Source organism: Aeromonas sp. FDAARGOS 1407 (assembly GCF_019048725.1).
GTDB classification, from domain to species: domain Bacteria; phylum Pseudomonadota; class Gammaproteobacteria; order Enterobacterales; family Aeromonadaceae; genus Aeromonas; species Aeromonas enteropelogenes.
Map to the genome: position 1 here is coordinate 3,750,684 of NZ_CP077399.1, position 19,303 is coordinate 3,769,986.

A 19,303-nucleotide genomic window follows, 5' to 3' on the forward strand; every position below is an offset into this window, starting at 1 on the left:
CTTCCCCCCGTCATCACGCAGGCTGTCACTCGCCATATTTGACCATCAATGACAAGGGCGCACCGAGGTGCGCCCTTGTTGGCTAACCGCATGCAGGGTCATCACCCCTTGAGACTGTCGAGATCCTTCTTGGCCCGCTCCAGCTCGGTGATCCTGGCCTCGAGCCGGGCCAGCGTCATCCGATCCTTGGTGGTGCCACGAGCCACGATGAGCTCGTCGATGGCAGCCTGATAATCCCCGCGCAGCGCAAGCATCTCGGCCCGCGCCATGTGCAGCTCGGTCATCCGTCCCGCCTTGCGATAGGCATCGGAGAGCAGGTTCCAGGCCAGGTTGTTCTCCTCATGCTCGCGGGCATAGGGGTCGAGAATGGCGATGGATTTCTTGTAGTTGCCGCTCTCGAGATAGGCGTTGCCGAGGTTCACCACTATCACCTCGTTGTCCGGCATGCGGGTGCGGAAATTTTCCAGCCGGGCGATGGCCTGGGCGCTGCGCCCCTTGGCAAGATCGATGTCGGTCAGGGCATCCACCACGAACAAGTCTTCCGGATGGCGGGAGGCCAGCTCCTTCATCAGGGCATCCGCCTCGTCGGTGCGCTTGAGCTGGATCAGCGCCAGCGCCTTGCCGTAGATGGCGGCATCCTTGAGGGGATAATCTCCCTTCTGGATGCGGGTGTCGAAGTAGCTCAACAGCCCCTGGGGGGTGTCCGTGCCGTAGCGCACCTGGATACGTACCTTGGCCAGCCAGAAATCGAGGCTGGGTGAGAGGTTGCGGCGACTGTAGTTGCTCGCCCTGGAGCGCGCCTCGCTGATCCGGGTCTCCGGCAGCGGGTGGGTCAACAGCATCTCGGGCGGTTTGCTGGCATAGCGGTACTCGGCGGCCAGCTTCTGGAAGAAGGTCGCCATCCCCATGGGATCGAAGCCGGCGTCATACAGGGTTTTCATGCCGATGCGGTCCGCTTCGTACTCGTTGTCACGGGTGTAGTTGATGGCGGACTGCATGGAGAGGCCGAGGGTGGTCTGCAGGGCGGCGATACCGGCGGTGGGGTTGATCACCGCCAGCGCAATAGAGCCCACCAGACCGGCCAGGGTCATGGCGGAGCTGCTCGCCTGCGCTTCCATGTAGCGGGCGATGTGGCGCTGGGTCACGTGGGTGATTTCGTGGGCCAGCACCGAGGCGAGCTCGCTCTCGTTGTCGGCGTAGAGAAACAGGCCGGTATGCACCTTGACCCGCCCGCCGAGGAAGGCGGCCGCGTTGATGCTGGGGTCATTGATGAGGAAAAAGGTAAACGGGAAGCGTACCCCGTCGGCATTGGAGAGCAGACGCTGGCCCAGATCGTCGATGTACTGGTTGAGCACGGGGTCGTCGATGATGGGCAGACCCGCCCGGGCGAAGCGCATGAAGGCATTGCCGTAACGGACCTCCTGCTCGATGGGCAGGGCCGAGACACCGGCGGTGCCGATGTCGGGAAGCTGGTTGTTCGCCTGGGCATGAAACGTGGCGCCCATCAGGGAGGCCAGCAGGGGAATGGATGCCATCAGGGGGGAAAAGCGTGCCACGTTATCTCTATCTCCAATAGGGTCTGTTGACGTTGCGGCGCAAGCCGCGTTGCAGCGACAAATGGCGCCAGGCAAGGCGCGGAACGCCGACCATGGCCATACCCTTGGCCACTCCTGCAACGACGCATGGCGTCATTTACCGCGCAACCCGTAGGGACAGGCCAGCTTTTGCGCAAAACGTCGTGACTCGATCCATGCCCCGGGGGTGGCGCAGCCTGGTCTTGCGCAAAAACTGACGCCGTCGCGGTCGTGACGAAACGTCAGCAGACCCTACCGGGGCTTCGGCAGAATACCCTTGCCCCAGAAGGGCTACAAGCGTTGTTTCGTGCTGTCATCGCGGCCATAATAGCGACCACTCGCGAGATGGAGCCCTCATGGAGTACCTCGACCTGACCCCCTGGCGTTGCCCCGAGCCCCTGATCCGGCTCAAACTCTGGTTAAGAGAAGCCCAACCAGGCCAGGTCGTGACCATCCGCCTGGCCGATCCGGGTTCGCGGCAGGATATTCCGGCCTATCTGCAACGCCTCGGCCATCAGGTCACGCTGCAACAGGCGCCGGATCAGACCCTCTCTTTACTACTGGTTGTCGGGGCCAGGCCACTCTCACAGACCCCGTCGTGTAAGGACGCTAGATGTTAGAAGTATTGAAGCGCTGGTATCAGACCCGTTTTTCCGATCCCGATGCCGTCACCCTCTTCCTGTTGTTGCTGTTCGGCTTTGCCGGACTCTGGCTGTTTGGCAACCTGCTCGCCCCCATCCTGGTGGCCATCGTCATGGCCTATCTGCTGGAGTGGCCAGTGGTCCGGCTGCAGCAAGCGGGGCTCTCCCGCACCCTGGCCACCAGTCTGGTGTTGCTCATCTTCATCACCCTGGCGGTGACCGCAGTCCTGGGCCTTATCCCGACTCTGGTCCACCAGAGCATCAATCTGGCCAAAGAAGCCCCGGCCATGCTGACCCATGCCCAGGACTATGTGCGCACCCTGCCGGACAGATACCCCGAGCTTGTCGATGTCAGCCTGGTGGAAACCGTCATCGACAACATGCGCCAACGCATCCTGAGCGGGGGCGAGCACCTGGTCAGCGCCTCCCTGAGCTCTCTGGTGAACGTGGTGGCCATCATGGTCTATCTCATCCTGGTGCCCCTGATGGTCTTCTTCATGCTCAAAGACAAGCAGGTGCTGATGGGGGGGCTGCGTCGCTTCCTGCCGCGCAACCGCACCCTGGTCAACCGGGTCTGGGTGGAGATGAACAACCAGATCATCAACTACATCCGCGGCAAGGTGATCGAGATCCTCATCGTCGGGGTGGCGACCTATATTCCCTTCGCCCTGATGGGACTGCGCTACTCGGCCCTGTTGGCGGTGGCGGTCGGCTTCTCCGTGCTGATCCCCTATATCGGCGCCGCCGTGGTGACGGTGCCGGTGGCCATGGTGGCCCTGTTCCAGTGGGGGCTCACCCCCGACTTCGCCTGGCTGATGGTGGCCTATCTGGTCATTCAGGCCCTCGATGGCAACCTGCTGGTGCCGGTGCTCTTCTCCGAGGCGGTCAACCTGCATCCGGTGGCCATCATTATCGCCGTGCTGGTGTTTGGCGGCCTGTGGGGCTTCTGGGGGGTCTTCTTCGCCATCCCCCTCGCCACCCTGGTCAAGGCGGTGCTCAACGTCTGGCCCAAGCGGGAAGAGCTGCCCCGCCCCGCCCCCTGATGGGGACATCCCTGCAACGACAGGCAAAGACCAAAAAGAGAGGCCAAGCCTCTCTTTTTTGTTGGCGGCTGCGCTCATCTGCCTGCCGACAATGCCTCTCACAGCCCAGGCCGGGCGTCCATTGGGGCCAGCGTTGGCAACACGCCACTCTTTTTGCTCTATCGGTTTGAATTCACAATACAAATCGGCTTAACTGGCTACGCCACCGGCCCCCTGTTGCGCCACCACTGCATCGCTCACCGACCTATAAGGATATTCATATGCCCCCAGTCCCGGCCTTGCGCCATGCCTCTCTTGGCGCCCTTCTGGCGCTGCTGCTCTCGGCCCCCGTCCGGGCCGACCTCGATCTCGGGGCACTCAGCGCCTTCTCCAGCGACAGCCCAAGCAGCCCCATTCCCAAGGGACTGGTCGTGGGCGGCGCCTTTATCGCAGGCCAGGCCCGTTACCAGCATCAGGACGACACCCGGCTGCCCATCCCGGGCGCCCTCTATTTTGGCGACAACCTGATGTATCTGGGGGATCGGGCCCGCTACTACCTCACCCGGGATGGCGGCTTCTCCACCTATGCCTTCGGGCGGATGCGCTTTGGCAACCTGGATCCGGACGATGATGCCTTCCTGCACGGTCTGAACAAGCGCAAAGGGGAGTTCGAGGCCGGCTTCGGGGCCGATCTCATCACCCCCTATGCCCTGTGGACCATGCGGGCCACCACGGACGTGACCGGCAACAGCAACGGTCAGGAGGTGATGCTGTGGGCCAATTTCCCCATCATCCGCGGCCCGCTGCTGCTGATGCCGGGGGCTGGCGTGATGCTGCGCAGCCACAACCTCGCCAACTATTACTTCGGCGGCGTGTCGCAAGAAGAGGCCCGGGCAGGCCGGCAGGCGTGGAACACGGGCACCACCCTCTCCCCCATGGTCTCAGTCATCGGCAGCTATCGCTTCAATGCCAACTGGATTGGCGGCTTTGGCGTCAACTACGAACGCTATGACGACGACATCGCCGACAGCCCCATCGTCCAGCACAAGGGCGAGCTCTATGCAGGCTTCGGCCTCGGCTATATCTGGTAACCCCTCAGCCGCACAAGTCGCAAGACAAAAGAGAAAAGGAGCCCATGGCTCCTTTTCTCGCTATCCGGCAAGGTGTCACCCTCACAGCCCGGCCAGAAACGCTCCCAGCGCGCCGTTGACGAAGTCGGGATTCTCCAGGGTGGAGATATGGCCCGCTGCCGGGATCTCCTTGAAGGGGCAACCCAGCACCTCGGCCATCAGATAGCCTTCCAGCACGGGACGGGCCTTGTCCTCGCAGCCTGTCATCACCAGGCTGGGTACGGCGATCTCTTCGAGCCAGTCGATGCGATCTTCCCGGGTCACGAAGCTGCGCCCAACCGCCACCATGGCGGCCACCTTGTCGGCGGGCCAACTCGCCAGGCGCGCCTTGAAGCCATCCATCAAGGCCGCATCCGGCTGATGGGCAAAAAAGAGCGGCGCCACCTGCTCCACGATGGGCGCAGGAATGGTGCCAAGCTGCTCGATCATGGCGAGCATGCCAAGATAGCGCTCGCAGGTGATCTGGGGCTCGAGGCCAACGAAGCTGTCCATCAGCACCAGACCCTTGAGACGCTCCGGCGCCATGCGCGCGAGCTCGACACCCCACATGCCGCCGATGGAGAGGCCCACCAGCACGCACTCTTCCACCCCGAGGGCATCGAGCAGCGCCAGGTGATCGCGGGCCAGGGTCGCCAGGGTGCAGGGGCCTTGTGGCAACACATCGGAATCCCCGTGGCCCCAGAGCTCGGGCACGATGCAGCGATACTGCCCCTTGAGCGCCTCGACTTGCGGCGCCCACATGGCGCTGTCCCACAGATAGCTGTGGCCAAACAGCAGCACAGGGCCCTGCCCCTCGTCCAGATAGGCCATGCGGCGACCCGCTATCTCCATAAACTGCTTCATGTTTTCTCCTGTTGCCTCTAGTGGAGCGGCAGTGTATCACGCCCCCCTTGGCGATGACGCTTCTGTGGTGCAATCTGGAAGAGTGTCAACAAGGAGAAGATCATGCCAAAGGACAAGAGCAAGAAACGCCCGCGCCTCAACAAGAAGCGCTACGAGCATCACCTCGCCCATCTGCAGGAGGAGCTGGTCAAGCTGCAGGAGTGGGTCAAGCAGGAGGGACTGAAAGTCGTGGTGGTGTTCGAGGGACGCGATGCCGCCGGCAAGGGGGGCGTCATCAAGGCCATTACCGAGCCGCTCAACCCCAGGGTGTGCCGGGTCACCGCCCTGCCAGCCCCCTCCAACCGGGAACGCTCCCAGTGGTACTTCCAGCGTTATGTGGCCCACCTGCCCGCCGCCGGCGAGATGGTGCTGTTCGACCGCTCCTGGTACAACCGGGCCGGGGTGGAGCGGGTGATGGGCTTTTGCAGCGACGAGGAGTACCGGGAATTCCTGCGCGCCTGCCCAGAGTTCGAGCGGATGCTGATCCGCTCCGGCATCACCCTCATCAAGTACTGGTTCTCGGTCAGCGACGAGGAGCAGGAGAAGCGCTTCAAGGAGCGGATCAGCACCCCCATCAAGCGCTGGAAATTCAGCCCCATGGATCTGCAATCCCGCTCGCGCTGGGTCGAATACTCCCGCGCCAAGGATGACATGTTCACCTACACCGACACCCAGGACAGCCCCTGGTTCGTGGTGGAGGCGGATGACAAACGCCGTGCCCGCCTTAACTGCATCTCCCACCTGCTGGGCAAGGTGCCCTACGAGGCGATCCACTACGAGCACATAGAGCTGCCTCCCATCAGCACCGAAGGTTACGAACGCCCGCCGCTCACCAGCCAGAACTTTGTGCCGGACATCACTGCCGATCTTGATGACAAAGACGAACACTGATAACGCCAGACCCGGCCAGCCGCTCTGGCTGGCCTGTCAACGCAGCGCACAAAACTCCGGGTAGCCATTTACAGCCCCAGCAAGTCCCCTTCCCGATGGGCAACCTCACCGGCCAGGAAGATCACCTCATCCCCGGTGCAGGCCAGCCGGTTGAGCACCCTGGCGTAACAGAGGCCTTCGTGGTGCGCGGTCAGAGCAATACGCTCCCCGGTTTGCGCATCCGTCAGCCAGCCGACCCGCTGCCCCGCCAGCACCCGATCCCCGGGTGCAACCTCGTAGCTCAGGATCCCCGCCGCCGGGGCCGGGATCACCTCCACCGCAGCTAGTGGCGTCACCTTTCCCTCTGTGCAGGCGGGCGGCTCGGCTGGCATCCTGAATGTGGGATCAATCCAGCCAGACTCCACCAGACAGGCCAGCAGCCGCCGGGCGTCCTGCTCGGCCAGATGATCGGCCACATCCTGCTGCCCTCTCAGCTCCACCGTCACCGCGACCGGCACCTGTGGCCCCTCCATCAGGGCATACCAGTTCTGCAGCAGGGCATCATCAAAAGACATGCCCCCCGCCTGCTCGCTAAGCAGCATCACCCCGGCCCCGAGGCAGGCACCCAGGCGCTCTACCTGGCTGCGCTGGCGAACGTGGCCATAGAGGTGCAGCAGGGCGTCGCTGTCGCAATGGATGTCCAGCACCAGATCGGCCTCCAGCGCCCAGCCAAACAGGGTGTGCTGCAACCACGCCAGTTCGCCGCAGGGACGCCGTTCGGCCAGCCTGGCCAGCAACAGATCCCGCGCCGTCAGGTGGGTGGGTATTGCCTCCCCCTTCGCCACCAGCAGGGGATATCCCCGGTTGAAGTTCTGTCCGGTGGCGGCCAGAAAGCGCCCCTGATGCAACCCCAGATGCCACTGGGACAGACCGATGGGATTGGCCTGGGGCACCAGACGGATGCGCCCCAGCAGGGCTCCCTGCTGCTCCAGGGCCATCAGATGCTGGCGCAGGCGATGCAGGGCCAGCACCCCGGGCAACTCGTCGGCATGCAGCCCCGCCTGCAGATAGGCAAGGGGCCCACGGCTGCCAAATTCCCAGGCCTGCAACACCCGTTGACTGCCCGGCGTGCCGCCGGGCATGGGGAGCTTGATCTCCTTCATCCTGTCCCCTTATTCGTACTGGTCGTAATCGAAGTACTTGTCGTTGATCTGCTGGTAGGTGCCGTTGGCCAGCAGGGTACCGAGCGCCTTGTTGACCTCCCCCAGCAGGCGGGCGTCCTGCTTGCGCACCGCGATGCCGGAGCCGGTACCGAAGTAGGCGGGGTCATTCATCCTGGGACCGAAGAAGTCGAACCCGGCCGCCCCTTCCCGCTTCTTGAACTCCATGCCGACGCCGATTTCCACCACGATGGCATCCAGCCGACCCGCCATCAGATCCAGCCAGGCCTGCTCTGCCGAACCGTAGGTGCGCACCTCGGCCCCCGCCTTGCCATAGACATCCTTGGCATAGTTCTCCTGAATGGAACCAAGCTGCACGCCTATCCGCTTGCCGGCCATGGCAGCGGGTTCACCATTCAGGGATGTATCGCGAGGCCCCATGAAACGGGAGTAGCCCCCCTGATACTTGTCGCTGAAGGCGATCTGGCGCAGGCGCTCCTCGGTGATCGCCATGGAGGCGACGATCATGTCGAATTTTCTGGCCTTGAGCCCGGCGATCATGCCGTCGAAGTCGTATTGTCTCAGCTCGCAGGTCACCTTCATCTCGGCGCACAGCGCATTGGCGATATCAACATCGAACCCGGCCAGCGAACCGTCCGGATTGACCGTACTGTAGGGCGGGAAGGTGCCGTCGGTCGCGATGCGAAGGACGGGGTCGGCCAGAACGGACTGGGCAAACAGCAGGCCGGTGAGTAATAACAGGGCTCGTTTCATGGTGTCACTCCTCTGGGTAGATGGCTCGACACTATTGCATTTGCCCGATACGTTACATATACAATCCATTAACAATCATCCCAACCGTACAGGTCAAAGAGCCACTACAGTATGCCTTCCTTCTCCCTCGATCCGACCCAGGGTTCCCTGATCCAGCAGCTGATACACGCCATCCAGCAGGCCATCGCCGCGCGCCAGCTTGCGCCGGGCCAGCGCCTGCCCTCGGTGCGCCAACTCGCCGCCACCCTTGGCATCAGCACCTTCACCGTTGCCGACGGTTACAGCCGGCTGGTGCAACAGGGGGTGATCGTCGCCAGACGGGGGGATGGCTACTATGTGGCCCGCACACCGCTGGCCCCGCCCATGGCACCGCCGCCGGTACCCGATGCCCGCTGGCTGACCGACCACAGGATCACCCCGGGCCCCGAGGTGGTTCAGCCCGGCTGTGGCTGGCTGCCCAGCCAGTGGTACCCGACCCAGATCCTGCAACGCGCCCTGCGCCAGCAGGGACGAGAGGCCGACTGCGGCATCGCCTATGGTCACTCGGCAGGCTGGCAGCCGCTGCGCCAGCACCTCTGGCAACACCACGAGGCACTCGGCATTCCGGTGGAGCCGCAAGGAGTGCTGTTGACCCAGGGGGCCAGTCAGGCCCTGACACTGGTGGTGCAGTCGGAACTCCGCTCAGGCGACACAGTGCTGGTGGACGACCCTGGCTACTGCAACCTCATCACCCTGCTGCAACACGCCGGCATGAGGGTGATCGGCGTCCCCTGGACGGCGCAGGGCCCCGATTGCGCCGTGCTGGCCGAGCAACTGCACCTGGCGCGGCCCAAGGCCTTCTTCACCAACCCGCGCCAGCACAATCCCACCGGCGCCAGCTACTCGGCCGCCACCGCGTTTCGGGTCTTGCAGCTCACGGCGCAGCACCACTGCCTGATCGTCGAGGACGACGTGAGTGCGGCGCTGACCCAGAGCGCCACCCCGACCCTGGCGGCGCTGGCGGGTCTGGAGCACATCATCTACATCGGCAGCTTTGCCAAGGCGCTGGCCCCGGGCCTGAGAGTGGGTTATCTGCTGGCGAGCGAGGAGCGCACCGACCGTCTGCTGCGCTACAAGGTGATGAACGCCATCGCCTCCTCCGAACTGGCGGAGCGTCTGGTGCTGCGGATGCTCAAGGATCCCGACACCCCGAAAGAGCAGCAGCGGCTGCGGGATCGACTGCTGCGGGCCGGTGAGCGCTGGCAACAGGGGCTGGAGCAGATCCGCTGGCAGAGTTTCTGTCCGCCCCAGGGCGGTCTCTTCTCCTGGGTCAGGCTCCCTGAGCCCCATCAGGATGCCCTGCCCCTGAGCGAGGCCGCATTGGCCGAAGGGTTATTGCTGGCCCCGGGCAGCCAGTTTCGGGTCGATGCCCCGGCCACACCCTGGCTGAGGTGCAACCTGGCATACAGCCATCAGCCCCTGCTCGACTTTCTGCAGCGCTGGGCCCGCCAGCAGGAGGGATTGTCATGAAGCGATGCTCTATTTGCACCCGACCAGAAATGAAAAAGCCGGTCTTGCGACCGGCAAAAAGGCATTGAAGATAAGGAAAACCTGCACCAGTACCCGTCAGGTACGGATGTATTTGGCGGTACGGGGGAACGCCTGCTCCTTGGCATCGAACAGATAGCAGGCCTCGGCCGGGATCCCCACGCTGTAGGTCTGGCCGGCCGCCACGTCCACGTCCGAGGTGGTCTTGACGGTGAAGTCGTGACCATCCACATCCATGTAGACGAAAGACTCCGCCCCCAGGTGTTCAGCCACCTGCACCACCCCGCTCACGCGGCTGTCGGCATGCGCGTGATCCAGCGGCACCAGGTGCTCGGGACGAATGCCCAGCTCCACCTTGTCACCAACCGCGCCGCGACGGGCATCGACCCGCACCCGCACGTTGTCGCCAGAGCTCAGCTTGACCAGGCACTCCTGCTCGCCAATTTCCACCAGCTCGGCCGCCAGGAAGTTCATCTTGGGGGAGCCGATGAAGCCCGCCACGAACTTGTTGTCCGGGTTGTGGTAGAGATCGAGCGGGGAACCGAACTGCTCCAGGTTGGTGGCCGCCTCGCCCTTGAGCGGGCTCAGCACCACTATCTTGTCGGCCAGGGTCATGGCCTCCACCTGATCGTGGGTCACGTAGATGATGGTGGAGTTGAGCTCCTTGTGCAGCTTGGCGATCTCGATACGCATCTTGACCCGCAGGGCGGCGTCGAGGTTGGAGAGCGGCTCGTCAAACAGGAACACCTGGGGCTGCTGCACTATGCTGCGACCGATGGCCACCCGCTGGCGCTGACCGCCGGAGAGGGCCTTGGGCTTGCGCTCGAGCAGCGGCTCGAGACCGAGGATCTCGGCGGCGCGCATCACCCGCTTGTGGATGTTCTCCTTGTCCATCTTCTTGAGCTTGAGGCCGAAGGCCATGTTCTCGTAGATGTTCATGTGCGGATAGAGGGCGTAGGACTGGAACACCATGCCCACGTTGCGCTCCACCGGCGGCACGTCGTTCATGTAGCGACCGCCGATGGTCAGCTCGCCGCTGGTGATGTCTTCCAGACCCGCGATCATCCGCAGCAGAGTGGATTTGCCGCAACCGGACGGGCCGACGAAGACGATGAACTCCCCTTCCTTGATGGAGAGGTTGATATTGCGCAGGGTGTCCTTGTGGACAGCCGGATCGTAATTTTTGCGAACGTTGTTGAGTACTACTTCAGCCATGTCGAGCTCCGCTCTTGAATCTTTGCAAATCGTGATGGCGGGGGGAGCCAGCTCCCCCGGCCACAAACCTTAACCTTTGACGCCACCGGCGGTGAGACCGCCCACCAGCCAGCGCTGGGCGAGCAGGAAGACGACCGTGATGGGGAAGCCGGACAGCACGGCGGCCGCGGCGAAGTCACCCCACAGGTAGTTCTGCGGATAGAGGTACTGCTGGGCCCCGACCGCCAGGGTCAGATTGTTCACATCCTGCAGCAGGATGGAGGCCATGGGCACCTCGGTGATGGAACCGATGAAAGCCAGGATGAACACTACCGCCAGGATGGGCACCGACAGGGGCAGCAGGATCAGGCGGAACGCCTGCCACGGGGTGGCACCGTCGATGGCCGCCGCCTCTTCCAGGGAGGAGTCGATGGTCTCAAAGTAGCCCTTGATGGTCCAGACGTGCAGGGCGATGCCCCCCATGTAGGCCAGGATCAGGCCACCGTGGGTGTTGAGACCCAGCCAGGGAATGTAGTCACCAATCTTGTTGAACAGCGCATAGATGGCCACCAGTGCCAGCACCGCCGGGAACATCTGGAAGATCAGCATGCCCTGCAGGATGGTGGACTTGCCACGAAAACGCAGGCGGGCAAAGGCGTAGGCACAGGTGGTGGAGAGCACCACTATCATCAGGGCGGTAATCCCCGCGATCTTGATGGAGTTCCACAGCCAGGTCAGCACCGGGAACGGCGGCGGCGTGATGCTGCCGTCGGCGTTGGTGATGGACATGCCAAGCGCCAGCTTCCAGTGATCCAGGGTCGGGTTGGAGGGGATGATCTCCCCTACCGCGAAGTTGCCGTTTCTAAACGAGATGGCGATGACCATGATCAACGGGAAGATGATCAGTGCCAGGAAGCCCCACATCACCAGGTGGGTTGCCCACACCCGGTATTTGACTGATTTGGGTTGTACGATTGCCATGTTGAAGCCTCCTTACAGTTGCTTGTCGGCTTTGGACAATTTCAGGTTGAGCAAGGCCAGCGCACCCACGATGAGGAAGATGGCGGTGGCGATGGCACTGGCCAGACCGTAGTCCTGACCACCCGAGCCCTGGAACGCGATCCGGTAGGTGTAGCTCACCAGCAGGTCGGTGGTACCGGCCGGGGTGCTGGCGCCAATGATGTCCGGGGCGCCATTGGTCAACAACTGGATGAGCACGAAGTTGTTGAAGTTGAAGGCAAAGGATGCGATCAGCAGCGGTGTCAGCGGCTTCATCAACAGCGGTACGGTGATCTTGAAGAAGTTCTGTACCGGGCCGGCCCCGTCCATGGCGGACGCTTCATAGAGATCTTCCGGAATGGCTTTGAGCAGGCCCATGCAGAGGATCATCATGTAGGGGTAGCCGAGCCAGGTGTTGACGATGAGGATCATCACCTTGGCCAGGAAGGGGTTGGTGTACCAGTCCGGTTTGATGCCGAATGCCGCTTCCAGGAACATGTTGATCTCACCGAAGTTCTGGTTGAACAAGCCCTTGAACACCAGGATGGAGATAAACGCCGGGATGGCATAGGGCAGGATCAGCATGACCCGGTAGAAGCCACGCCCCTTGAGCTCTTCCCACTGCACCAGACAAGCCAGCACCATGCCGATGGCCAGGGTGAAGGCGACGGAGCAGGTGGAGAAGATCACGGTCCAGACGAAGATCTGCAGGAACGGCGCCTGGATGCCCGGGTCGGTCACGATGCGGGCAAAGTTCTTCCAGCCTACGCTCACCACGAAACCGGGGGCGATACCCTTGCCGACGAACTGACCCTGCTCGTCGATGTATTGATAGAAGCCGGTGTCACCGTTGGGCAGCATCAGCTCGCCGGTCTGGTTGTCACGCAGCAGGTTGCTATCCTTGATCACCACCCCGGACTTGAGCACGGCCCCATCCATCAGCCGGGTGTATTGCGGCTTCTGGGCGGCAAACTTGCGCAGGCTGCTCAGGGTCAGGTGAGTGCCGTCGTCCGGCAGCACCAGATCCAGCCCGCTCAGGTGAGTACGATGCTCGACGATGACGCGAATGGGCGCGGACTTGCGCTCGGTCTCGGCGGTTGCCACCTGCAACTCGACCAGTTGCGGGGCCGCCTGTGCCCGTCCCTCGCGCACCGCCAGCTCGCGGGCCTTGTTGTTCATCAGGGAGAGAGGTTGGCTGACAAAGGTCTGTTCACCCTGGTTCAGCAGCAGCTGGAACTGGCCGTTGTCGGCTTCCAGCAGGGTAAAATCGAATTCACCACCCGCCACCTTGTAGGATTTCTTGAGATGATAATCCCGCGCTTGCTCCACCGAGAGCAAATTGGCGCCTGAATAGTTGGTGAAGGCGATGCCAATCGTGTAGGCAAGAGGGAAGATGATAAATACAACCATGCCCGCCACACCCGGAAAGATGTAACGATGGGCATAGGTCTTCTTGTTCATGAAGACATACAGGCCGGCGGATACCACCACCAGATCCAGCAACGCGAATACCCACTCGCCACTGGCATACATCATCACGGCTGCGTAGCCGTTGAGGATGGCAACCAGGGCCGCTATGGTCCACTTGAGCCAGACGTGCTTATCCTTCGGACCGGCATAGGACTCAACAGAAGGTACTACTTCCATGCCAATTAACCTTTATAACGCCAAGAGAGAGGAGAAAGTGGGAGGCCCGAAGACCTCCCGGGTAGTGCGAACTTACTGGATGATACGCTTGGCAGCGGTATCGAGGGCTTCATCAACACCTTGACGGCCGGAGGTCACGTTCTTGAGGGCAGTTTCAAAGGAGGACCAGAAACGGCTCATCTCGGGCACGGACGGCATCGGCTCGCCAGCTTGGGCGTTTTGCATGGTCGCCTTGATGTGCGGATCGGATTCCAGGGTCTTCTGGAAGGATTTCAGGGCCACGGCACCCAGCGGCTTGTCGGCGTTCATCGGCGCCAGACCGGCATCGGTCAGCAAGTAGTTCTCGAGGAACTCGATGGCCAGGTCCTTGTTCGGGCTGGCGGCGTTGATGGTGGCACCCAGCACGCCAACGAAGGCCTTGGCCGGCTTGCCGTTCAGGGTCGGCAGCGGGGCGACGCCGTACTTGATGCCGCTCTTGTCCAGGTTGCTCCAGGCCCAGGGACCATTGATCATCATGGCCACTTCGCCCTTGTTGAACTTGGCATCCATCACGCCGTAGTCGATGCCCTTCTCCAGGTGACCGGACTTGATCATCTCGGAGATGTAGCCCACGCCCATCTTGGCGCCCGCGTTGTTCACACCGGTGTCTTTCACGTCATAACCGGTGGCGGTTTTCTTGAAGGCGTAACCACCGTTGGCGGCTACCAGCGGATAGCTGAAGTAGGGGGTGTCATAGGCCCACATGATGGCGCGCTTGCCATCCTTCTTCAGGGTTTCGTCGATCTTGGCGATCTCTTCGAAGGTCTTGGGCGGCTCGGGCAGCAGATCCTTGTTATAAATGAGGCTGACCGCTTCCATGGCAACCGGGTAACCATAGGTCTTGCCATCGACGGTCATGGCATCCCATGCCAGTTGTTCAAACTTTGCCTTGGTGTCGGCATTGGGGGTCACGGGCACCAGCAGACCGGCTTTGACCCACTCACCGTAACGGTCGTGAGCCCAGAAGAAGATGTCCGGGCCGTTGCCAGTGGCGGCGGCTTGCTGGAATTTCACTTCAACCTGATCCGGGTGGGCCACAGTCACCTTGATGCCGGTTTCTGCTTCAAACTTCTTACCCACTTCAGCCAGGCCGTTGTATCCCTTGTCACCGTTGATCCAGATGGTCAGCTGGCCTTCGTCGATGGCAGCAGTGGCAGAGCAGGCGACACCAAGAGTGGCCAGACCGATCAGGGATGACAGCAATTTCTTTTTCATGAGCCTTTCCTTGTATTAGTTCCGCGCTGTAAGAGCATTTGTGTGCGAGATGAATATTATCCCAAGCGGCAAACGGCTCACATGACGTAACTCGCATTTTTGAAATGCAATTACGTATTTCCTTCCAGAAAGTTTTGAAAACATTTTCTTAAATCGCGGTAATAACCGATTTTATCGGCTTATCTCGCAACCAACACAGAAATATAATTACCATTATGAAATTTTATTACTTCATTGAAAGGGTTTTCACTTGAATGAAAACCCTTTCAGACAATCGATTCTGTTTTATATGTTAACAAAGCACCGCCCCGGTTTCGTCCTGCGCCACGAACGCCATAAAAAAGGGACCCCGCCGAAGCGGGGTCCCTTTTTGCCAAATATGACGACCGGATCACATTACGACTGGCGCAGCAGCTGATCCTTGAGGTTGGGTGGCACCCCCTTGATGGTGAGGGTGTCGGTGTCCGGATCGTAAAAAATGCGGCTATTCAGTAGCTTCTGCTCGAAGCTCAGAGTCAGGCCGCCGCCGGATCCGACAAATTTGGTCAGACCGCGCAGGGTGGAACGATCGGCAGGGAAACGCTCTTCCAGCTCATACTCCTGACCGATAAAGCTGTAAAAATCGAGATCCCCCTCCCCCGCCTCTTTTGCGGAAAGTTCGGCAGAGAGCTCCCTGATTTCAATCTCTTCGCCGGCACTGGCCTGCTCGGTGCAATATTTGAAAACCTGCTTTTTATAATCATTGCGCTCGGCCGGTTCGAGCTGACGACTGTCGCAATAATCTTCGACCGCCTGCAGCAAGCCTTTATTCTGGATCTTGGCATCCATCCCTTCGCGGGCACCCAGCAAATCCATAAAGAAGTCGCCAAGTTTGCGGCCTATGCGTCCCTTGCTGAAGGTAATATAACGGCGCGAATCGGGTTGGGTTTTCCACTCGGTGAGATCGATGCGGGCCACCAGATTGAGTTTGCCGATATCCAGATACTGGATATGACGCAATTCCAGCGCCTCGCTGACGGTGACGCTCTCCTTGCCTTCCAGCAGCGCGATCAGCAGATAATCGACGCCAACGTAGTTGTATTTGGCAAACAGCAGCACCCCCTGTTCATCCAGGGCATGCTCCACCAGCTGCTTGACCAGCATCTGGGTCACGGTGACCGAGAAGGGGACAAATTCCGTCTGCTCGTCGAGCAGCTGTTCGAGGGCGATACGAAACGCGGGAGAGGGTTGCTTGGGGGCTTCTTCGCCGTCAGCCAGTTCGGCGACGGCCTCCTCGGGGTCGGCAAAAAAGCCAAAGCCCTTGCCACCCTTGCCGTTGTAGATGCGATGCAATTCCGCCATCAGCCCTTGTACCGCCTCGTCGGGGGGCAGGGTCTGGCTGCGGGTATCGGCGTAAGGTTGACCATCGCCGCCCTGGCGCAGGGAGTGAAGTATGATCTTGTCGATATCGAGACTCATGTCACAAAGCCATAGTGTTAGCCGAAAGGGTGAAGTATTATAAGGCGCTTTGAACCGAGATGAACTGAAGATTATGCCCATCGTATCAAAGTACAATAACGAGCAGTTTGACGCCCTGATGAACGACTTGATCACCGCGCTGGAAAAGCACAAGGCGCCGGTGGATCTCAGCCTCATGGTGCTTGGCAACCTGACCACCAATATCATCAACGGTATGGCACCGGCCCAGCGCCAGGCCATCACCGAGAAGTTTGTCCAGGCCCTGACCGCATCGGTCGACAATCGCCACGACACACACTGAGTCCCCGACTCCGTTGATTTGACGTTTCTCTACGCAGATGGATCACTATGGTCGAAACCGGTAACCCCTATCGTGATAATGTCTCTCGCCTGATCACCTGGGGGCATTGGTTCTCCTTCTTCAACATCATCCTGGCCATGCTGATCGCCACCCGCTATCTGGGTGCCATCAGTTGGCCATCGACCACGCTCGGCGTGATCTACCTTGTTGTGAGCTGGATTGGCCACTTCTCTTTCCTGAGCTTCGTCACCTATTTGTTGACGATTTTTCCGCTCACCTTCCTCTTGCCCAAAGAGAAATCCCTGCGCTTTATTTCGGCCATCGTCGCCACCCTGGCGCTGGTGCTGCTGCTTATCGACACCCAGGTATTCAGGCTGTTCAAGTTCCACCTGAATGCCCAGGTGTGGCAACTGCTGCTGGATCAGGCCCAGACCGAGGAGGGCTCTATCTGGAGCATCATCTTCGTCGCAGTGCCCACCATCTTCCTGTTGCAGTTGCTGCTGTCAGCCTACGTCTGGCGCAAGATCAACAAGCGCAAGCGCCGTCAGTACGGCAATCAGGTGGGATTGGCCCTGCTGGTCTGCTTCATCCTGACCCACCTGGTCAACAGCTGGGCGGATGCCACCCTGTATCAGCCCATCACCATGCAACGGGCCAACTTCCCCCTCTCCTACCCCATGACGGCTCGCTCCTTCCTGGCCAAGCATGGCTGGCTGGATCTGGATCAGTACGAGAAGAAGCAGGCGGCGTCGGAGAACAACAGTGGCAGCGACAGCCGGATGCACTATCCCCTGCGCCCGCTCAACGTCAACGCCCCCAGCAGCCACAACAACCTGCTGGTGGTGGTGGTCGACTCCCTGCGCTTTGACATGCTGAACAACATCAACATGCCCAATCTGCAGCGTTATGCCTCCCGGAATTTGACGTTCCGCAATCACTTAAGCAGCGGTAACGACGCGCTGATGGGCATGTTCGGCCTCTTCTACGGTCTGCCCGGCCACTACTACCAGGACATCAGCAGCGAGAAGCGGCCCCCCGTGCTGTTCGACGAGATGCTGCGTCAGGACTACCAGTTCGGCCTGTTTGGCGCGATGGAAGATGCCCAGAAGTATCGCCAGAGCATTCTGGCCGGCCTGCGCAAACAGGTATTCGTCTCCGAAGAGCTCGACGACGGTAAGCTGCTGTCCGACTGGCAGGGCTGGCTCGAGAAGCGCACGCCGGAGCGCCCCTGGTTCTCGCTGGTCTATCTGTCGAGCCCAGGCGACTACCAGTTGCCGGCGACCATGAAGGGGCCATTCCAGCCGGAGCTGACCAACTTCAACCCGGCCACCGCCTATCGGGCCGAGAACCTGCAAAAGCTCGAAAACCGCTACAAGAACTCGGTCTTCTATACCGACCAGCTGCTGGAGCAGATGCTGACCCAGCTGCAACAGCAGGGTATGAGCGACAACACCATAGTCGTCATCACCTCGGATCATGGCCAGGAGTTCAACGACACCCGCAGCAACAGCTGGGGAGCCGGCACCAACTATTCCCCCTATCAGGTGCAGGTGCCCTTCGTGCTGGCCTGGCCGGGTCGCGACAGCCAGGTGATGTCACAACCCAGCAGCCATCTCGATCTGGTACCAACCCTGATGCAGGGCATGCTGGGGGTGCGCAACCCGGCGCGGGACTACAGCATAGGTCGCAGCCTGTTTGATACCAGCCCGCGCCCCTGGCTGCTGGCTGGCGATCAGAACGACTTTGCCATCTATCAGGACAACACCATCACCCACTTCAACAAGCAGGGTGACTTCGAGCTGCTGGAGCAAAAGAGCTATCGCCCCATCAAGCACGGCAACCCGGACATGGGAGCCATGATCCAGGTGATGAACGAGCTGAACCGCTTCTATCGCCATCCCTGATGGCCGAACATGAAAACGCCCCGCATGCGGGGCGTTTTTTATTGTCTGTCGCCGTGCCGGTATTAACCGCCCCACCCCTGCGGGTACTTGTAACCCGCGAAGCGCTTGGCCGCATAGGCCTTGAATTCGGGGGAGTTGTAGGCTGCCGCCACGTCTTTGGCAAACGGTTTGCCCGCATCGGCGCTCTTCACCACCACCCAGTTGATGAAGTCGTAACTGCGTTCGAGGAACAAGCCCTCGCTGAACGGGATGCCGCTGGAGGCGGCGAAGTTGCCGTTGATGACGGAGAAATCCACGTCTTCCCGCGAGCGTGGCAGCTGGGCCGCCTCCAGCAATACCAGCTTGATGTCGTGGGGGTTGTCCACCACGTCGAACTCGCTCGCCTTGAGCGGATTGATCCCCTCCTTGAGCTTGAGCCAGCCCAAGTCCTGCAGCATCAGGAGCGCCCGCGCCTGGTTGGTGGGATCGTTGGGGATGGCTACAGAACTCCCCTCACCCACCTCGGCCAGCTGCCCCTTCTTGCCGGAATAGAGGCCCATGGGACCGGTCGGCACCTGGGTAATGGGGGCGAGCGACAAGCCCCTGTCTTTGGCAAAACTCTCCAGATAGGGCTTGTGCTGGAAGCAGTTCACATCGAGCGAACCATCGGCCAGGGCGATATTGGGGGTTACGTAGTCGGTGAACTCCACCAGTTTGACCCGGTAGCCCTTGGCCTCCAGCTGCGGCTTGATGGAATCGGTCACCATGTCGGCAAAATCGCCCACGGTCGTGCCGATCACTATCTCTTTCTTGGCCTTGGCCGGATCGGCGGCGAGGACGGAAAACGGCAGACTGCTGGCGAACAAAGCCAGTGCGGAGAGCTTGAAGAAGGAACGGCGTTGCATAGGGACTCCCTGTCAAAAAATCATCAAGAGGGTGGCCAGAGGTGCAATCCGGGACGATAAACGTCACACAGTAACCATCTAG

Annotated in this window: 17 protein-coding genes; 7 read left to right on the forward strand and 10 right to left on the reverse strand. The window is 61.0% G+C overall.

Going from position 1 to position 19,303, the window contains the following annotated elements; genetic code table 11:
- Positions 1 to 101: 101 nt before the first annotated feature.
- Positions 102 to 1,556, reverse strand: coding sequence for a M48 family metalloprotease (locus I6L37_RS17595; protein ID WP_354689014.1), 1,455 nt, complete (start codon positions 1,554 to 1,556; stop codon positions 102 to 104).
- Positions 1,557 to 1,930: 374 nt separating this feature from the next.
- Between I6L37_RS17595 and I6L37_RS17600 the strand changes: the two genes are divergently transcribed.
- From I6L37_RS17600 to I6L37_RS17610, 3 genes are all read left to right on the forward strand, one after another.
- A complete protein-coding gene (locus I6L37_RS17600; RefSeq protein ID WP_124239970.1) occupies positions 1,931 to 2,194 on the forward strand; it encodes a sulfurtransferase TusA family protein in 264 nt (87 codons plus the stop codon).
- Positions 2,188 to 3,258, forward strand: coding sequence for an AI-2E family transporter (locus tag I6L37_RS17605; protein WP_216992542.1), 1,071 nt, complete (start codon positions 2,188 to 2,190; stop codon positions 3,256 to 3,258). Before I6L37_RS17600 ends, I6L37_RS17605 begins: the two co-directional genes overlap by 7 nt.
- A 260-nt stretch (positions 3,259 to 3,518) precedes the next feature.
- A complete protein-coding gene (locus I6L37_RS17610) occupies positions 3,519 to 4,328 on the forward strand; it encodes a MipA/OmpV family protein (RefSeq protein WP_216992543.1) in 810 nt (269 codons plus the stop codon).
- A gap of 81 nt (positions 4,329 to 4,409) precedes the next feature.
- Here I6L37_RS17610 and I6L37_RS17615 read toward each other — a convergent pair whose 3' ends face one another.
- The gene (locus I6L37_RS17615; RefSeq protein WP_216992544.1) at positions 4,410 to 5,210 is read right to left on the reverse strand and encodes an alpha/beta fold hydrolase; all 801 of its coding nucleotides are present in this window, start codon (positions 5,208 to 5,210) and stop codon (positions 4,410 to 4,412) included.
- 102 nt (positions 5,211 to 5,312) lie between these two features.
- Here I6L37_RS17615 and ppk2 point away from each other — a divergent pair, with 102 nt between their 5' ends.
- Positions 5,313 to 6,140, forward strand: a complete 828-nt coding sequence (gene ppk2, locus I6L37_RS17620; RefSeq protein ID WP_216992545.1) for a polyphosphate kinase 2 — start codon at positions 5,313 to 5,315, stop codon at positions 6,138 to 6,140.
- A gap of 68 nt (positions 6,141 to 6,208) precedes the next feature.
- Here the strand turns inward: ppk2 and I6L37_RS17625 are convergent, their stop codons facing one another.
- Both I6L37_RS17625 and I6L37_RS17630 read right to left on the reverse strand, forming a co-directional pair.
- Entirely contained in the window at positions 6,209 to 7,282 is a 1,074-nt protein-coding gene (locus I6L37_RS17625) for a succinylglutamate desuccinylase/aspartoacylase family protein (RefSeq protein ID WP_216992546.1), read from the reverse strand.
- A gap of 9 nt (positions 7,283 to 7,291) precedes the next feature.
- Positions 7,292 to 8,053: a transporter substrate-binding domain-containing protein gene (locus I6L37_RS17630; RefSeq protein ID WP_216992547.1), complete on the reverse strand. Its 762-nt coding sequence runs from the start codon at positions 8,051 to 8,053 to the stop codon at positions 7,292 to 7,294.
- 111 nt (positions 8,054 to 8,164) lie between these two features.
- Between I6L37_RS17630 and I6L37_RS17635 the strand changes: the two genes are divergently transcribed.
- The gene (locus I6L37_RS17635; RefSeq protein WP_216992548.1) at positions 8,165 to 9,562 is read left to right on the forward strand and encodes a PLP-dependent aminotransferase family protein; all 1,398 of its coding nucleotides are present in this window, start codon (positions 8,165 to 8,167) and stop codon (positions 9,560 to 9,562) included.
- Positions 9,563 to 9,658: 96 nt separating this feature from the next.
- On the opposite strand, the gene I6L37_RS17640 is transcribed toward I6L37_RS17635, so the two are convergent.
- The 5 genes from I6L37_RS17640 to yejK form a co-directional block, all read right to left on the reverse strand.
- Entirely contained in the window at positions 9,659 to 10,795 is a 1,137-nt protein-coding gene (locus I6L37_RS17640; protein ID WP_216992549.1) for an ABC transporter ATP-binding protein, read from the reverse strand.
- 69 nt (positions 10,796 to 10,864) lie between these two features.
- Positions 10,865 to 11,755, reverse strand: coding sequence for a maltose ABC transporter permease MalG (gene malG, locus I6L37_RS17645; RefSeq protein WP_005299600.1), 891 nt, complete (start codon positions 11,753 to 11,755; stop codon positions 10,865 to 10,867).
- A 12-nt stretch (positions 11,756 to 11,767) separates the two neighbouring features.
- Positions 11,768 to 13,420 (reverse strand): maltose ABC transporter permease MalF, encoded by a 1,653-nt coding sequence (gene malF, locus I6L37_RS17650; RefSeq protein ID WP_216992550.1) that lies wholly within the window; start codon positions 13,418 to 13,420, stop codon positions 11,768 to 11,770.
- 72 nt (positions 13,421 to 13,492) lie between these two features.
- Entirely contained in the window at positions 13,493 to 14,674 is a 1,182-nt protein-coding gene (gene malE, locus I6L37_RS17655) for a maltose/maltodextrin ABC transporter substrate-binding protein MalE (RefSeq protein ID WP_216992551.1), read from the reverse strand.
- Positions 14,675 to 15,070: 396 nt separating this feature from the next.
- The gene (gene yejK / locus I6L37_RS17660; protein ID WP_061477216.1) at positions 15,071 to 16,132 is read right to left on the reverse strand and encodes a nucleoid-associated protein YejK; all 1,062 of its coding nucleotides are present in this window, start codon (positions 16,130 to 16,132) and stop codon (positions 15,071 to 15,073) included.
- Between the two features lie 73 nt (positions 16,133 to 16,205).
- On the opposite strand from yejK, the gene I6L37_RS17665 reads away from it, so the two are divergent.
- On the forward strand, positions 16,206 to 16,433 hold the full coding sequence (locus I6L37_RS17665) for a YejL family protein (protein ID WP_005344699.1): 228 nt from the start codon (positions 16,206 to 16,208) through the stop codon (positions 16,431 to 16,433).
- Positions 16,434 to 16,480: 47 nt separating this feature from the next.
- Complete coding sequence (locus I6L37_RS17670) at positions 16,481 to 18,337, forward strand: DUF3413 domain-containing protein (RefSeq protein ID WP_042069726.1); 1,857 nt, start codon at positions 16,481 to 16,483, stop codon at positions 18,335 to 18,337.
- Between the two features lie 62 nt (positions 18,338 to 18,399).
- Here I6L37_RS17670 and I6L37_RS17675 read toward each other — a convergent pair whose 3' ends face one another.
- The gene (locus I6L37_RS17675; protein ID WP_216992552.1) at positions 18,400 to 19,221 is read right to left on the reverse strand and encodes a MetQ/NlpA family ABC transporter substrate-binding protein; all 822 of its coding nucleotides are present in this window, start codon (positions 19,219 to 19,221) and stop codon (positions 18,400 to 18,402) included.
- Positions 19,222 to 19,303: the final 82 nt, after the last annotated feature.

Bases quoted from the DNA above. Each gene is read 5' to 3' on its own strand.
- I6L37_RS17600 (WP_124239970.1), top strand. From the start codon at position 1,931: ATGGAGTACCTCGACCTGACCCCCTGGCGTTGCCCCGAGCCCCTGATC.
- I6L37_RS17605 (WP_216992542.1), top strand. From the start codon at position 2,188: ATGTTAGAAGTATTGAAGCGCTGGTATCAGACCCGTTTTTCCGATCCC.
- I6L37_RS17610 (WP_216992543.1), top strand. From the start codon at position 3,519: ATGCCCCCAGTCCCGGCCTTGCGCCATGCCTCTCTTGGCGCCCTTCTG.
- I6L37_RS17615 (WP_216992544.1), bottom strand. From the start codon at position 5,210: ATGAAGCAGTTTATGGAGATAGCGGGTCGCCGCATGGCCTATCTGGAC.
- ppk2 (WP_216992545.1), top strand. From the start codon at position 5,313: ATGCCAAAGGACAAGAGCAAGAAACGCCCGCGCCTCAACAAGAAGCGC.
- I6L37_RS17625 (WP_216992546.1), bottom strand. From the start codon at position 7,282: ATGAAGGAGATCAAGCTCCCCATGCCCGGCGGCACGCCGGGCAGTCAA.
- I6L37_RS17630 (WP_216992547.1), bottom strand. From the start codon at position 8,053: ATGAAACGAGCCCTGTTATTACTCACCGGCCTGCTGTTTGCCCAGTCC.
- I6L37_RS17635 (WP_216992548.1), top strand. From the start codon at position 8,165: ATGCCTTCCTTCTCCCTCGATCCGACCCAGGGTTCCCTGATCCAGCAG.
- I6L37_RS17640 (WP_216992549.1), bottom strand. From the start codon at position 10,795: ATGGCTGAAGTAGTACTCAACAACGTTCGCAAAAATTACGATCCGGCT.
- malG (WP_005299600.1), bottom strand. From the start codon at position 11,755: ATGGCAATCGTACAACCCAAATCAGTCAAATACCGGGTGTGGGCAACC.
- malF (WP_216992550.1), bottom strand. From the start codon at position 13,420: ATGGAAGTAGTACCTTCTGTTGAGTCCTATGCCGGTCCGAAGGATAAG.
- malE (WP_216992551.1), bottom strand. From the start codon at position 14,674: ATGAAAAAGAAATTGCTGTCATCCCTGATCGGTCTGGCCACTCTTGGT.
- yejK (WP_061477216.1), bottom strand. From the start codon at position 16,132: ATGAGTCTCGATATCGACAAGATCATACTTCACTCCCTGCGCCAGGGC.
- I6L37_RS17665 (WP_005344699.1), top strand. From the start codon at position 16,206: ATGCCCATCGTATCAAAGTACAATAACGAGCAGTTTGACGCCCTGATG.
- I6L37_RS17670 (WP_042069726.1), top strand. From the start codon at position 16,481: ATGGTCGAAACCGGTAACCCCTATCGTGATAATGTCTCTCGCCTGATC.
- I6L37_RS17675 (WP_216992552.1), bottom strand. From the start codon at position 19,221: ATGCAACGCCGTTCCTTCTTCAAGCTCTCCGCACTGGCTTTGTTCGCC.